This window comes from Chlamydiota bacterium (assembly GCA_016178055.1).
In the GTDB taxonomy this organism is placed as follows: Bacteria; Auribacterota; JACPWU01; order JACPWU01; family JACPWU01; genus JACOUC01.
Genome location: JACOUC010000067.1, coordinates 1 through 15,586, shown reverse-complemented (window position 1 = coordinate 15,586; position 15,586 = coordinate 1). Strand labels below are relative to the sequence as shown.

The 15,586-nt window shown below is 41.9% G+C and carries 11 protein-coding genes; 3 read left to right on the top strand and 8 right to left on the bottom strand.

The features are described from left to right. The 7 genes from HYS07_09740 to smc all read right to left on the bottom strand — a co-directional run. A partial coding sequence (locus HYS07_09740) for a hypothetical protein (protein ID MBI1871461.1) occupies nucleotides 1-479 on the bottom strand: 479 nt, incomplete at its 3' end. A 54-nt stretch (nucleotides 480-533) separates the two neighbouring features. Further along, the gene (locus HYS07_09735) at nucleotides 534-773 is read right to left on the bottom strand and encodes a DUF2442 domain-containing protein (protein MBI1871460.1); all 240 of its coding nucleotides are present in this window, start codon (nucleotides 771-773) and stop codon (nucleotides 534-536) included. A 48-nt stretch (nucleotides 774-821) separates the two neighbouring features. Beyond that, on the bottom strand, nucleotides 822-3,251 hold the full coding sequence (locus HYS07_09730) for an excinuclease ABC subunit UvrA (protein ID MBI1871459.1): 2,430 nt from the start codon (nucleotides 3,249-3,251) through the stop codon (nucleotides 822-824). Continuing rightward, complete coding sequence (locus tag HYS07_09725) at nucleotides 3,251-4,384, bottom strand: hypothetical protein (GenBank protein ID MBI1871458.1); 1,134 nt, start codon at nucleotides 4,382-4,384, stop codon at nucleotides 3,251-3,253. The genes HYS07_09730 and HYS07_09725 overlap by 1 nt, the downstream gene beginning before the upstream one ends. Further along, the gene (locus HYS07_09720) at nucleotides 4,381-6,684 is read right to left on the bottom strand and encodes a DEAD/DEAH box helicase (protein MBI1871457.1); all 2,304 of its coding nucleotides are present in this window, start codon (nucleotides 6,682-6,684) and stop codon (nucleotides 4,381-4,383) included. The genes HYS07_09725 and HYS07_09720 overlap by 4 nt, the downstream gene beginning before the upstream one ends. A 30-nt stretch (nucleotides 6,685-6,714) precedes the next feature. After that, entirely contained in the window at nucleotides 6,715-7,023 is a 309-nt protein-coding gene (locus HYS07_09715; GenBank protein ID MBI1871456.1) for a hypothetical protein, read from the bottom strand. Between the two features lie 209 nt (nucleotides 7,024-7,232). Then, the gene (gene smc, locus HYS07_09710; protein MBI1871455.1) at nucleotides 7,233-10,736 is read right to left on the bottom strand and encodes a chromosome segregation protein SMC; all 3,504 of its coding nucleotides are present in this window, start codon (nucleotides 10,734-10,736) and stop codon (nucleotides 7,233-7,235) included. A gap of 283 nt (nucleotides 10,737-11,019) precedes the next feature. Between smc and HYS07_09705 the strand changes: the two genes are divergently transcribed. Beyond that, on the top strand, nucleotides 11,020-12,036 hold the full coding sequence (locus HYS07_09705) for a hypothetical protein (GenBank protein ID MBI1871454.1): 1,017 nt from the start codon (nucleotides 11,020-11,022) through the stop codon (nucleotides 12,034-12,036). Between the two features lie 18 nt (nucleotides 12,037-12,054). Here the strand turns inward: HYS07_09705 and HYS07_09700 are convergent, their stop codons facing one another. After that, a complete protein-coding gene (locus HYS07_09700; protein MBI1871453.1) occupies nucleotides 12,055-13,398 on the bottom strand; it encodes a cytochrome P450 in 1,344 nt (447 codons plus the stop codon). Between the two features lie 230 nt (nucleotides 13,399-13,628). Here HYS07_09700 and HYS07_09695 point away from each other — a divergent pair, with 230 nt between their 5' ends. Both HYS07_09695 and HYS07_09690 read left to right on the top strand, forming a co-directional pair. Continuing rightward, nucleotides 13,629-14,867 (top strand): MFS transporter, encoded by a 1,239-nt coding sequence (locus tag HYS07_09695; protein ID MBI1871452.1) that lies wholly within the window; start codon nucleotides 13,629-13,631, stop codon nucleotides 14,865-14,867. 261 nt (nucleotides 14,868-15,128) lie between these two features. After that, a partial coding sequence (locus HYS07_09690; GenBank protein MBI1871451.1) for an FAD-dependent oxidoreductase occupies nucleotides 15,129-15,586 on the top strand: 458 nt, incomplete at its 3' end.

Below are 15,586 nucleotides of genomic sequence, written 5' to 3'. Positions count from 1 at the left end.
TTTACAGGTGAAAGTCGGACTTGAAAAATCTTACCAAGATCCGTTGCAGACACAAAAAGCGTGTGGGCATCTTTTACAGCAACATCATTTAAAAAAAGCGTCTTCTCACTCGAAAAATCAATGTCCATCACCTGTTGACGCGTCTTTAAATCAAAACCGATTAAATGGTCCACATCCGCTACATAAAGAACATGCCCCACAATCGCAATCCCCTTCGGAGAATTCAGCATCCCCTTTTCAGGAAGAAATTGTTTATCCAGTACTTCCCCCGCGAGCGACAATCTAGAGACATAACCATCTCCATCCTTCGCCGTCGCCTTCAACTCTTTTCCCATATTCGAAACATAAACATACTTCCCATCACTCGCAATACTCTCCGGCGAATCAAAACCTTCGATGACTTTTTTTTCGGCAGCGTTTGAAAAGCTAACTCCGAAAATCAAAAAGATAAAAACTGCAAAAAGAAATTTTTTAGACATATTTTTCTCCAATGTTTTAAAGTACCAATACAGGTATAAAAAGAGGTTTACTCATCACGACAAACATATCTTTACTTTTTTTTTAGACGGAAGCCCACCATAATACAACGTATCCGAGCTCAAATCTTGCTCATTTGGCCATCCAATCCCACCCCAAACGATCCGTACTTTTTTAAAGTAAGACTCATTCTTCAATTCCTTAAAAATTCCTTTATTCAAGTAAGGCTTCACATCAAACAATCTTAATTGACCATTCTTAAATCTAACACGATTGCGGTAAAACTGATATTTCAAGACCTGACCCCAATTCTGACCCCAATTCTATGTGACCCCAATTCTATGCTAATTCAGAACCACTTTTTTCAAATATCTTCCCGTTTTAGAGCCCTCACATTTTGCCACTTCTTCAGGAGTTCCTTGTGCAACAATCTTTCCTCCTTCCGGGCCTGCCCCCGGGCCAAGATCAATGATATGATCGGCCAAACGAATCACTTCTAAATCATGTTCAATCACTAAAATTGAATTTCCCTGATCCCGGAGGCGAAAGAGAATTTTAAGAACCTGATACAAATTTGATAGATGAAGCCCTTGGCTGGGTTCATCTAAAATAAATAATGTTCCTTTTTGACGATGTTTCGAAAGTTCTGTTACCAGTTTTAATCTTTGGGATTCACCTCCCGAGAGACTCGCCGTGGATTGACCTAATTTTAAATACCCTAACCCAATCTCATCTAAAAAATTTATTTTTGAGACTACTCGATAAATACTTTTAAAAAAGAGAAGAGCCTCATTTGCAGTCATTTCAAGAACCTCTGCAATGTTTTTCCCTTTAAACTTCACTTCCAATGTTTCGCGATTATAACGAAGGCCCTGGCAAATCTCGCAAGGAATATCCAGATCACTCATTAAAACCATTTCAATATGAGTGGTCCCCGTCCCTAAACAGGCTTCACAACGTCCTCCAGTAGCCATTAAACTGAAGCGCTTAGCGGTAAACCCTCTCATTCTACTTTCTGGGACAGAGGAAAAAATGGAACGGATTTCATCAAAAATGCCTAGATAGGTTGCAATCATTGATCGCGAAGAAGCCGCAATCGATTTTGAATCAACGACAATCATTTTTTTTATTGCATCAAAATTTTCAAGGTCCGGATGATTTTTCACTCGAACTCTTCCTATCTCACATAAATAATCTACCAGAGTACTCTTGCCTGCCCCTGAAACACCCGTCATGCAGCAAAAAACACCCAGAGGAATTTGAGCATGGATGTTTTTTAGATTATGTCGAGAGAGCCCCTTAAGATGAATAAAACCTTCTGGTTCTTTTCTTGAGAAAGAAAAGGGCGTCTTCAGGGCATGTTGAAGAAGCTGAGCGGTAGGTGTATTTTCTGATGATTTAATTTTTTGAGGAGTTCCTATGGCAATGATTTTTCCCCCTTCAGGACCCGCCCCTGGTCCCAATTCCACAAGCAGGTCCGCTAATTTAATCACTTCTTCGTCATGCTCTATCACAACCAAAGTATTCCCCTGATCCCTCATCCTCATCAAGAATTGAATCAAGGAATCCACCTCGCTTGGATGTAATCCAATCGTTGGTTCATCCAAAACATAAAGTACACCCACCAGCCCTGAGGCCATGTGAGCAGCCATTCTAACCCGTTGAATTTCTCCTCCGGAAAGAGTCGGAACACTTCGTCCTAAGCTCAAATAACCCAATCCCAGTTCAATTAAAACCTCCAAACGAGCCTTAATCCTGGGGATCACTTCCTTTACCACTTCCTGTCTTTTTTTCTCCTTAAAATGAATTTTCTTTAAAATTTGATTTAATTCTAAAAGATTCATTTCCTGAAGATCCGCCATAGAATAAGCATCTAATTTAACGGACAAAACCTCTTTTTTGAGTCGGGCCCCTTGGCACTCCGGGCATACGATTTCTTTTTCCAATACTCCAAGCCCATGACACTTTGAACAAGCCCCTTGAGGACTATTAAAAGAAAAAAAGCTGGGAGAAAGAATACCATAATGAATATTGCAATTTAGACATCGAATATCCGTACTGTAACTTCGATCTTCAGACCCGTCTTTAGAAGCACACTGAAAAAGGCCTTCTCCATATCGTAAAGCGAGTTCAATAGCATCCGCAAGTCGGCCCCTGGAATCCTTAGAGAGATTTAAGCGGTCAATCACCAATTGAATGGGTCCTTTAACCTGGTCTTTTAAATCCTCTAGAGAAACAACAACCCCTCCCATTCTAATTCGCACAAATCCTTCCTTTCGAAGCCAGGCAATAGAGACATCTTGAGGAAGGGGAGCTAAAATCATCACCGATGTTTTTTTAGGAAGTTTTAAAATCTCTTCGACCATTTCTTGGGGGGTATAAGACCGAAGCTGACGGTGACATCGATAACAGAAAATATCACCCGCCCTTGAAAACAAAATGCGTAAAAAATCACTTATTTCAGTGACCGTACCAATGGTTGAACGTAAAGTTGATCGAGAGGATTCCCCGCTCATACAAAAAACAGGCGGAAGACCGTCAATGGAGTCCACTTGAGATCGTGGAATATGAATGCCGAAAGGAAGAAGATCACCCGGAAGAAGTTCGAAGAATTTTCTCTGCCCCTCTCGATAAAGGGTGTCCATGACCAAAGAAGATTTTCCAGAACCACTCACACCCGTTATAACAATCAATTGATGGTGAGGAAGGTCTAAATGAACATTTTTGAGAGTGTGCTCGCTGGCACCGCGGATAGATATTTTTGATTGGATCATTAACCTCTATCCCCTGGGCAGAGATGATCGTTACAAGCACTACAGAATTTTTTTCCACATCGGGAACAGGTCTTTAAGCAGTTTTTGCAAAGGATATGTAACTTGTCATCACAGATTGAATAAGGCTTAGCAGGGTAAAAACAGGACTCGCAAGGCAAAGGATCGATCTGTTGAGTGATGGGATTATAAGTGATTGGAAATGGCCGTGAAGAAAGGCGTCGCCTGATATTGATCCAGAAGAGAAAGGACGGGGTCTCGATGCGCAAAGCCGAAATGGGCTCGATTCGAATATTCAAAGCATATTTTGAAACCAAATCCTGAATCTTCCATTCTCGTTCTTTCAAAACAGCTTCTAACCGATGCTGCAATTTATTGATCTCTCCAGTCTTTGAAACCCCATCTCGCTCTTCGCGTATAACTTCTGAAACGGCTTTTCTTTCGATCATTTTTTTTATTTCTTCTTGAAGAATTTCATAATACTCATCTACTCTTTGGACATCACGATTGAGCCTCTTTTCAAGGCTTATGATGAAATCCTTGAGTTGCTCCTTGACCTTCAAAACGCTTACAGCCTGTGCGGCGTGAAATACCTGTCGAACTTCCTGTTTTACAATCCCCTCAAGCCTCTCTGGCGTCTCACTCAACCCTATGAGATCAGACTCAAAGGGGATTGTTGATAGGGTCATCTCGTTAACCAACAATGACAGAATCCCCTCCACTTTTTCATCAGACAATCCTGAGTATTTGAAATGAAGAAGCAGATACGAGATATTTTTTTCTTCCACTTGATCCAGTCGAAATGTTGCGTTTGCAAGATCGATTTTTTCTGGAATGACCTTCGAGAGTTTTTCAACGTTGGGAAGTTCAGGTCGAAGCACCACCCTGGCAAACCTTCCTCGATCCTCGACCAAGGATGCAATGGAAGTAAAGAGTGCTGAATCATACGAGGCATCCACAGCTTCAGGATTCAGTTCATCATAAGAAAAACGGAGCTTGAGGTAATCAGATTGTCCCAGTCTTCTCGAGAGAGGCTGAGGAAGAAGGGCCTCAAGAGTCCCGTCCTCTTTTTTTTCGGTAACGGCGTCGTAATGTTCTAGGAGATCGGCTAGGAAATCAGGAAGAGACCGTGTCATATCTCGTAATCCTCTCCAAATATTTTCGTCACGAAAGATTGAGATTTCAAATACTCGCCCTTGGCATTGATGAGCTGAGTTCCAAGCTCTTCAAAGCCGCTCTTCAAATGCTCTGGATGAGCCCCCTTCATCCAGATTTCCATAATAACCTCCTCAAAGTCCTTGTCTTCTCCCCGATGTCCCAGGATCGGTTCGATTTCTCCAATCACCATCTCAAAGAGGTTGATCTTATTTTCTAAAATGTCGAGAATATAGTCTTCGATCGTCTCTTTGATAGACAGATTAAAGATAAAAACATCCCGGGTTTGACCGATTCGATGGAGTCGACCAATTCTCTGCTCAATTCTCATGGGATTCCAGGGAATATCAAAATTAATGAGGGTGTTACAGAACTGCATGTTACGTCCCTCTCCTCCAGATTCTGTGGAGATAAGAACAGGGACGTCGTTTTTAAATCTTGTAATCGCCTCCTCCTTGGCTTGAGCCGAGTGATCTCCCCGGAATGTCACATAAGGAATTTCACATCTCTCTAAGAGATCCATGACATAATTCATGCTCTGAAGGTATTGGGTAAAGATGACCTTCTTATCTTCAGATTTTTTTTGCAATAACTCGATGAGCGCCCTTCCCTTACAGGAATCCTGAAGATGAGAAATGGCCTCAAGAATCTCCTGAACAGGAATGGGGTCATTCCCACTTTTCAAAAGGTTGGGAAGCATATTCTGAAGGCTACTTTTCAAGGCAAAGGGGCTGCTGCCTGCCTCTCTTAAGAGAAGGTAAATCATCGGCTGACTGAGGTCCTCTTTTCTTGAAGAGAGATAATCGTTGAGCCGGGTATAGATTTCCTTTTCGATAGGCGACGACTCTAATCTGATCGTTGTGGCAAATCTTTTAGGGAGCTTGAGGTCTATGGCGCTTCGGGTATTTCGAATCATCACATCCCGAAGGAGCCCCCTTAATTTATCCTGATGAGCTAGGGCCTTCTCGTTTCCCTTGGGGAGGTATTCCTGCCTAAAAATTTTTTCAGTCTTAAACTGGCCTGGCTTTAGAAGCGTGATGAGATTAAAAAGTTCGATGAGATTGTTCTGTACAGGAGTGGCTGTTAATAGAAAAATGAATTTCTTCTTGATTTGGTTCACAAACTGCCATGCGAGGGTCGTTCGATTCCTCAAATGATGAGCTTCATCAACGATCACAAGGTCATAAAATTGTTCAACGACCTGAAACGCGTTTTGATTCCTTTTTGCGGTGTGAATTGAGGCAATGATCAATTTTTGTTTCCAAAAATTTGCGGGGTCCTGGGTCCATCCCCCATCGCTTGTTGTCTTGAATTCAAGACCAAATTTCATCTGCATCTCCTCAGCCCATTGTGAAACGAGAGAAGACGGAGTGAGGATGAGAACATTCTTTACCATCCCTCGTGAAAGATACTCTCTGATCAGCATGCCCGCTTCAATGGTCTTTCCAAGACCCACCTCATCACATAGAAGAGCCCTTCCATGAAAATGCTTCAATACCTTTTTCACCGTTTCGATTTGATACCGGTACTTTTCAACCCCCTGCATCGCTTGTAGACACAGAAGCTCATCAAATCCTCTCTGGATGGCAAGGCGGGAATAATCTAGCCAAAGTTGATATTCTTTCAATGAAGACGGCTCAGTTTCGAAAAGCTTTAGCCAAGACTCTTCCTGAAAGAATTCAATCTTCACGGGTATTTTGTAGACCGGAGTTTGAGCTTGAGAGGGAAGGGAAACATCCTGCAAAGATTTTGGAGGCTTGATCTCGACTTGAGGATCAGCTTTTCGAATCCGTAGAGAGGAGCGTTTCTGTTGGCTCTTTTGATGAGGAAGCTGAACCTCTTTAAGCAAAGACTGTACCGCCTGATCAGCGAATGCATCAGCACGATTTTCCTGAAACTGAATACAATCCTCAAGATCAGACAAAAACCTTTTGGGGTTTCGCCTGGGTTTTATTCCCCGTTGTGTCTTTTGGAGTTCCTTGGCTTTTTTGAGATATCCCTTCGCTTGACTGAAACGGTTGCAATTCGTTTCTATTTGGCAAAGAAGCGCATAATCGATCCATAATCCACGAATTTTGATGAGCCTTAGAAGCCATGGCTTAGCCAGTTCGGGTTTCTTAAGTGACAACAAGCAAAAATCAATCATCTCCTCTAGCAGATCAGTATCATCTGAAAATGCATGGAGTAATTTTTCCAAGGCACGGTAGGCCTTTCGGTATTCTCCCCTTTTTAGAAAACGCTGATAGGCTTTATAAGTATCCTCTGAGGTTTCAAGAAACATGCGACTCCCCTGTTTGTTCAAGATGCAAGATTATAAACTGACTGGATGCAAATAATAGTAGTTCCCTTCGCCCACAACGGTCGAAAGCTTCTGAAGAATCTCATCTACAGGATCATAAGGGCCAGCAACGAAGAAAGGCTTCCCCTCTTTTCCAAATTTTACATCAAACGCACCGTCACTTCCCAAAGGCTCATCGAGAACAAATCTGGCTAATTTAAAATCTTCTTGAGGTTCGAACCCAAATCTTTGAGCATATTCAATCGCACCGTAAATAATTTGATTGGCCAAACGAGGATCACAAGCTACCGGAGAAACGTCATGATAACATTTTCTCTTCAAATGGGTCTCATAATCATTTTGGGTGATATTGACATTGTAAAAACAGTTTTTGAGACCTAGACAAAAGACATCGACCAAAAACACACCTATGATCAGCTTGTTCTTGGATTGTCTACGGGAGAAAAGAATTCAAGCTAAACCCTGATCTTGCCATTCGGGATTTATCAAACATTCAAAGATAGGGAAATCTCTTGCTTTCTCGATCATATTTATCCCACCGCCAACACTTCCTGGCTAGGCTCTTCTTTATTTGATTTCGGAAGCCGTATGGACACGAGCTTAGAAACACCTGACTCCTCCATGGTAACGCCATACACAATATCAGCAACACCAATGGTTTTTTTATTATGGGTAATCAGGACAAACTGGGTCTGAGCCTTAAACTCATCCAATAGGGAAAGGAATCGAATGATATTTGACTCATCCAAAGCCGCATCCATCTCGTCCATAAAGCAAAAAGGACTGGGCCTCACTTTAAAAATGGCGAGCAAAAGAGCTAAGGCTGTCATGGACTTTTCGCCTCCTGAAAGAAGAGAGATCACCTGAAGCTTCTTGCCGGGAGGCTGGGCAGAAATATTAATGCCGCATTCGAGAACATTTCCATCATCCAAAAGTTCTAAGACGGCTCTGCCTCCCCCAAAAAGCTTTCGATAAATATCATTAAACGTTCCTCGAATTTTTTCAAAGGCATTGAGAAAAAGGTCGCGAATGGTCCCATTAATTTTCTGAATCGCCTCCGTCAAATCCTCTTTTGCATGAACCATATCTTCTTGCTGCTTCGTTAAAAATTCATAACGGGTTTTTAATTCATCAAACTCTTGAATCGCGACTAAATTGACCTCGCCCATTTGCCTCAATTTTTCCTGAAGCTCCGCCACCTGTTGATGAATCGTTTCCATGGGAGTCTCGTCCCAGACCCCTTCCACTTCAGGCAAATCCAAATCATATTTTTCTTTTATTTTTTGAATCAGATGATCCCGGTGAAGCACATTTTGAGCCCTGGCAAGATCGGCAGCCGATAAACGCTCCCTTAACGACTGAAGCTCAGTATTTTTCAAAGCCAAGCCTTCCTCATCTTCTTTAATTGAGTCTGAAACCTGGGCAACCAAAACTGCGACCTCGATTCTTCTCGATTTTACAGACTCCTGACTTTCATTAAAATTTCTAACATTTTCTTTCAATGAAATAATGCGGTTCTGATTTTCTTCTTGTTTCAAACGCCACAAAACCAAATCCTGTAAACGTTTTTCGATCCATTGATTTAAATTCTCTAAATTCGACTTTAAGTCACGAATTCTTGTCAAAAATCGCTCCTCTTCTTCCTCAATCGACCGAGTTAAGACCTTTACTTCTACCAGTTCCACCAAGGCCTTCTCTTTGGCATGAACCAATTCATTCCCTACTTTTTCCCTCTGTTCAATCTCTTCTTGAATAATTTTTTCCTCATGAGAAAGATCTGACAAATGAGTTGCAATTTGGGAAACCATTTTTTCAAGGTCATTCATCTCTAGCGTTAACTCCTTTTCCTCTTCCAATAAACTTGAGTGTTCGACCTTTAAATCATCGGCCTTCGCACCCAGACGCTCTAAGTGCCCAGACACATTAGCCAATTCCAATTCCTTTAAGCGATGTTGATCTTCAAAATTCTGAATCTGCCCATTCACCTGGGCTAATTCTCCCTCTAGAGGGGTTTTGAGAAGAACTAATTCATCCATTCGTTTGGATAACTTTTCAATTTCTTCCCTCAAGGCCTGCCAATCAATATGGGCCTCTTCCGCAGCCCCATTAAAACTCCAGGTTCCATCCCAATCAAGACAATCACCCTCTAAAGTAACAAAACGAGCCTTTCCTAGCCAAGAATGATCCAAGGCTTTCAGGGCACTAAAATCTTTAACAATAACGACGTCACCCAATAGCGCCCGAGATACCTCTTGATATGGAGGAAGAGATTGAATGAGTTGATTGGCATACCCCACAAAACCTGAGAGAGAACTGAAATCTATTCCAGATGAAAGATCCACTTGAGTATCAAGGGCATAAAAAATAGATTGTTCCTTTTTTTCAATATGGGAGCGATTGGACTTCAAAACGCACTTCATCTTTTTACCTAAAATGGTCTTAATCGCCTTTCGATATTTAAGAGGAATTTGAAGAACCTCTTCAAAAATACTTTCTTTTTCTTCACCCGGGAAAACAGACTCTTTTTCCAAGGCCCCTAACTCTCTGGCCACCTCTGATCGAGCGGTACATTTCAAAAGCCTTTCCTTCTCTTGCTCAATTTCAAAAGTAATTTTTGCGAGATGTCCTTGAATCGATTCTCGGATCAAGACATGGGATTTTAATTGATTTTCAATCTCAAGTGCCTCACCTGAAAGACGATGTTTCAAAATTTGGGACTGATCCTTTTCAGTTTCTTTTTCTTTGAGATGGAGCATCACCTTTTCTTCTTCTGTGAGCAGTTTTTCCTTTCTTAAAACAAGATCCTTCTCACGATGATGATGAACCATCATTTGGTTTTTAAACTGGGATTCCTTGTCCTTTAAATTTAAAAAACGATTCCTTGCCTTTTTTAATTCTTCTGAGTTTCTCTCAAATTCCTGAATCACATCCTCCAAAGTCAGTCGGCGGGTCTCTAAATCTGCCTTACGATCTCGATGAGATTCTAAAAAGGCCTGATGGTCATCTTCTTCCTTTTGAAGCTGAACTTTAAGGGCCTCTACGCGTTGACTTGCCTGTTGGAGTTCTTCCTCATCGGATTGAATACGGGATTGAAACTCGATCAGCCGTTCTTCAATCAAACGGGTTTCCCCCGTTGCACCCTGAATTTTATGATCTAGTTCAAGTTCATTTCTTTCGAGTTGATTCAGTTCATCAAAAATGGCTCGATGATGCCCCCTCACTTCAGAAATTTTTTTCTCAAGAAAAGCCACTTCATTTTCCATTCCATCCTTCTGAGAAGAAAGCCCTGCTATTTTTCTCTCTTCTTTTTCCAACTCCGCTTGACGATTCTCATATTCTTTCTTGGCAACTTTCAATTCTAGTCCCTTCAAAGTCTCTCGTGCCTCTTGATAGCGCCGGGCCTTTCCTGCCTGCCTTTCCAAAGAAATAATCTGGCGTTTCACCTCTCGAATAATGTCAGCTAGACGAATCAAATTAGCATCGGTTCCCTCCAAGCGATGAAGAGCGGAGACCTTTTTCACTTTGTATTTCATAATCCCCGCCGCTTCCTCAAAAATGGTGCGACGATCCTCAGGTTTTGCACTCAACACCAAATCAATTTTTCCCTGCTCTAAAAGAAAATAGGCACTGGTCCCAATCCCCGTCCCCATAAAAAGCTCGCGAATATCGCGTAAAAGGCATGCATTTTGATTGATAAAATATTGACTTTCTCCAGAACGAAAGAGGCGACGTGTAATGGTGACTTCGTGATAACCTGGGGGAAGAACTCCTTCTGCTTCAACAAAGGTTGCAGAAACCTCTGCTCGACCAATGGCCCTACGTTGATCGGTCCCATCGAAAATCACATCTTCCATCTGAGACCCACGTAAAAGGCGGGGGTTTTGCTCACCAAACACCCAGCGAAGAGCATCAGCAACATTGCTCTTTCCACAACCATTGGGCCCGACAATGGCAATCACACCGAATTCAAACTCTAAAACCGTTTTTTCCGCAAAGGATTTAAACCCAACCATTTCCACACGTTTTAAATACACACCCACCCCCTGTTAATACACAACATAATGACACTTGTATAAAGACTACCACAATATAGAGTGGTTAAGTCAAGAAAATAGATACCATTGATTGAATGAATTATTTAAATTTTTGTATTGCAATAACAAATATGATCTTTTACTTTCTGATGGGGTCACACGATTGCGAGTAAAACCATTGCCGATTGTAAATTTTTCTTGAAGAGCTCTGGTCTGGAGATATTGTTTAGCAAAATTTTGAAATCCTTCTATTTTGTGCTAGCTTGAAAAGTAGGAGTTTTCAATGGCTAAAGGAGTCATTTTACTCATTTTGTTTGTTTTTTCGTTCACATCCTGGGGAAATGGAGCGCCAATTACCCTCGCACAACAGCAAGCAGCAAGGGACAAAATTGGACAACTTAACGTTCAAAAACAACAACTTCAGAATCAAATCAATAACAATAACTCGCAAGCCGTGCAGAATAACTTACAGATAGCGCAATTGGCAGCCAAGATTGTTCAGCTTCAATACCAACATGGGACTTCGACAGGAATTCCGACAGACGTGAATGCCGGGATTGCGATGGCAGAGGCAACCTACGATATCAAGAGACTTCAAAAAGAGAATGCAAATCTTCAGCAACAAAATCAGAATCTCACATCACAAATTGAAGCAATCGATCAAAAAATTAATGAACAAAATTCCATATTAAGTCAACCCACGAAAAGTGATCTTCAACAAGATTTAAATAATGCGAATCAATCTGTCAAAAACGACGAAGACTACATCAACTGGTTAACCCGTAAAAATCAGCCTCAACAAGACATTGATGACTCCATTCGCATCCTCAAAAACAACAAAATCCGTCGGGACCAAATTCAAGATCAAATCAATAATGGAGAATACCGCGAGACTCCTCCACCCCCCAGTCCTCGGCCTCCAGTACAGCAAAGTTATAATCCTGTAGCTCCTCCTCCTGGATGGAGCCCGGTCGGAGAAAGCGTAGCGGATGCTTATCATCCCAGCATCGATTCACAAACAGCAAGTTCCCAAGCGACTCAGCAAGAGATTCAATCAAATTACGGATGGGAAGAGGCCCAGCATCACGGAGAGGGAAACCCCTATGGAAATTCAAATTTTTCTTCATCAACATTGGGAGCCCCCTCAAACGGTGTTCCCCCAGGAACCGATTGGAATCAATGGCTTCAGAATAATAGCCTTCCTCCAACACCAACGGGAGGGACTTCTTCAGGTTCAGAGAACCACCATCATCATTCAGACGGGAGCGACTCGGGTGGAAGTGCCAGTGATATGACGTAAGACGATAAGAAAAAAAACTTACCTTTTTTCTAATTTCATCCGCATTCCATATTTAGGCCGAAGCGTAATCGCGGGTTGAAGAGCGATTTTCTGATGAGGATCAAGAATCATTTTCCACTTTTGGGCAATCGTCGTAATTAACAGTATTCCCTCCATCCATGCAAAATGCTCCCCAATGCACATCCGCCCTCCCCCTCCAAAGGGAAAATAAGAAAACTTTGGCATATGGGCCTGAGCCTCTGTCGCCCATCTACCCGGGTCAAATTTTTCTGGATTAGAATAATAACGGGGATCTCGATGCATTACATATTGACTCATTCCGACGATGGATTTTGCTGGAATCTTATATCCTGCAATTTCGTAATCACTGAGGGCACGTCGTCCAATCGCCCACGCCGGCGGGTAAAGACGCATGGACTCCTTAAACACCATTTCGGTATATTTCAAATTCGGGAAATCCTCCATCGTCGGAAGTTTTCCTTTTAAAACAGAATCAATTTCTTCATGCAATTTTTTCTCGACCTCAGGATGTTGAGAAAGGAGATACCAAGTCCAGGTCAAGGCATTCGATGTCGTTTCATGACCTGCAAGAAAAAGCGTGATTGCCTCATCATGAACCTGTTTATTACTCATCCTTTCTCCACCCGACTCCATATCCTGTGCGGCCAGAAGCAATGAAAGAAGATCCCAAGGTTTTTCCTGACTACCTTTTCTTTCTTCAATCATTTCATAGATGATGGAGCTCAAGAATTCACGAGCCTTGACCAACCGACGAATCCCCGGAAGAGGCAATTTCTCAAAAAATTCTGAAAAGGGAAGAATCATGGTTTTAAATGCGTCCACCAAAGTGTTCAGAGCTTCTCCAATTTTAACAGCCTCCCCCGCCTCGACATCCCGATTAAACAAAGTCTTTGCAACGATAAGAAGGGTCAGCCGCATCATTTCACGAGAAATATCCAAGACCTCTCCATCCTTCCATCGACCTCTGATGCGATCAGCATACTCGGTCATCACAGCACCATACTCGTCTACATTTTTACGATGAAAAATGGGTTGAATCAATCTTCGCTGTTTAAGATGAAGTTCCCCCTCACTGGTGAGGAGCCCCTCTCCCAGTAAAGGCTTTGTTCGATTGAGGGCCTGCCCTTTGATAAAATTTTTATTATGAGTGACCAGAACATCCTGAATCATGTCGGGATGATTGATAAAGAAAATATGCTGGGGTCCCAATTTAAAGTGGGCAATATCTCCGTAATCATGAATCATTTTCATCATAAAAGGAATGGGATTACGAAGAAGCTGTATCAAAACAAGGGGTGGAAAACGCCAAGACGGCCCGGGTGGAAATTTTTCTATCGGCATAGCCCTCCAAATCTTACATAAGAAAAATTTTAATCAACCTCTACAAAAAATTTAAAAATATGATAGCATAAAGCAAATTTTTTAGAATGTATTAAAATAAATTAAGAGGGGAGCCCTCCCCTTAAAATAAGGGGAGTTGGAGGGGTTACTGGAACAGGAGACCTTCATATGAAACAAGATCAGTTCAATCATAAATTCAAACGGAAGATCTAAACATGTTGTGATTTTAGATGAATAAAAAATCGTCGCCTTTATTGACAGTATTCCTGGCTGTTCTGATTGACCTGATGGGATTCGGAATCATCCTGCCCCTCTTGCCTTTCTATGCCTCGGTCTTTCATGCAAGTCCTATTCAGGTCGGTCTTCTCTACAGCATTTATTCTTTTGCCCAACTTATTTTTTCCCCTATCTGGGGAGGACTCTCTGACCATGTGGGAAGACGGCCGATCATGCTCCTGAGCACCTTTGGAGCATCAGCGGCTTACCTTCTTTTTGCATTTTCTCAATCCCTCGGAGTCCTCTTTCTCTCGAGGCTCCTAGCAGGAATGATGGGTGGAAACATCTCAACAGCTCAAGCTTATGTTGCCGATGTGACCACCCATGAAAATCGAGCTAAAGGAATGGGTTTAATTGGCGCTGCTTTTGGAATTGGTTTTGTGATCGGGCCTGCGGTTTCGACTTTGCTGATTCACCCCAAATGGTCACAGTTTTTTCACTTGACTGAAAATTTTCGATTTGTCGTTCCTGGATTTTTTGCAAGCCTTCTTTCTTTCCTTAGTTTTTTACTTGTCTACTTCAAACTTCCCGAAACCATCACGACGGGACATCCTCCAGTTCAAAACAATGGAATTGAAAAGTTCAGCGTATTCTCAAAATCCTTTTGGCGTTTGATCATCCCAAATAAATCAGAAGAAGGCTTATCTCCAATTCCTAAACTTATTTTGGCCCTTTTTTTAATTATCTTTGCACAAGCGAATCTTTATAGCTCTTTTCCTCTCTTTTGTAATCGTCAATTAGGACTCTCGGCTGAAAAGGTTGGAATGCTTTTTGCGCTTATGGGAGGAATTGCAATCCTCATCCAAGGAGGACTGATTAAACATTTGGTCAAAAAATTTGGGGAAGTGAAACTTTTTTTTACAGGGAATATTTTGCTGACTCTGGGCCTAGCGCTTATTCCCTTTTCCTCTTCAATACACTCGCTCATTCTAACCTTGGGATTAATGAGCCTGGGAGGAAGCCTGAATGTTCCAACCCTTAACAGCCTCATCTCCAAGGAAGCCCATCCTTCTAAATTAGGAAAAATGATGGGAACCTCTCAAGGGATTGCTAGCCTCAGCAGGGTCCTCGGTCCCACTTGGGGTGGATTTCTCTACCACGTCGGATTTCGTCTTCCATTTTTAAGCACGGCTTGTCTGCTCATCGTGACCATCTTTATTGGGTGGAATCAACTTCGATTAGCAAAATCTTAATCCATAAGCAATTTCTAATCCCAGCCCAGGATCAAGATGATATAGGGACAGAAAAGTAACACCCTGGTCTCTTTTCATCAAAAAATTCCATACTGATAAAGTAAAGCCTCTTTCTGCCAGAGGTTTTAACCTGTAAATAAACCTTAGCATCATATTGGCATGATATTTGCTCTCTAGGCTGCCCAGGGCCTTATTCACGAAAACGAAGTAAATTTAAGAAGCAGCCTATTGCAATTATAGAAGTTACAAAGGAGACCCATTATGGATGTTAATGACCCTCAAACACGATCGAAACATCTGGTCGTCGTCGGAAATGGAATGGCTGGAATGGCCTGTGTCGATGAGATTTTAAAACGTGAACCTGACTTCAAAATCACTGTTTTGAGTGAAGAGCCTTATTACAACTATAACCGAATTCTTCTTTCAGCCGTTTTATCCGGAGAAAAAAAGGAAGAAGAGATTTATATCAATACCAAAGAATGGTATGAAAAAAATAAAATTAAACTCCTACTCGGGGTCAAAGCCATCGACATCGATCCGGCAAGCAAGGTGATTACAGGATCTGACGGATCTCTCATTTCTTATGACCTCCTCCTTCTTGCCACGGGAAGCAATCCCTTTATTCCCTTGATTGAAGGGGTGGATAAGGAAGGCGTCTATACCTTTAGAAATATTGCGGATACGCGAAACATTCTTGAGAAATGTAAACTCTCTCAAAG

Excerpts from the sequence above, each read along its gene's own strand:
- HYS07_09730 (MBI1871459.1), bottom strand. The coding sequence starts at position 3,251 with ATGATCCAATCAAAAATATCTATCCGCGGTGCCAGCGAGCACACTCTC.
- HYS07_09725 (MBI1871458.1), bottom strand. The coding sequence starts at position 4,384 with ATGACACGGTCTCTTCCTGATTTCCTAGCCGATCTCCTAGAACATTAC.
- HYS07_09720 (MBI1871457.1), bottom strand. The coding sequence starts at position 6,684 with ATGTTTCTTGAAACCTCAGAGGATACTTATAAAGCCTATCAGCGTTTT.
- HYS07_09705 (MBI1871454.1), top strand. The coding sequence starts at position 11,020 with ATGGCTAAAGGAGTCATTTTACTCATTTTGTTTGTTTTTTCGTTCACA.
- HYS07_09700 (MBI1871453.1), bottom strand. The coding sequence starts at position 13,398 with ATGCCGATAGAAAAATTTCCACCCGGGCCGTCTTGGCGTTTTCCACCC.
- HYS07_09695 (MBI1871452.1), top strand. The coding sequence starts at position 13,629 with ATGAATAAAAAATCGTCGCCTTTATTGACAGTATTCCTGGCTGTTCTG.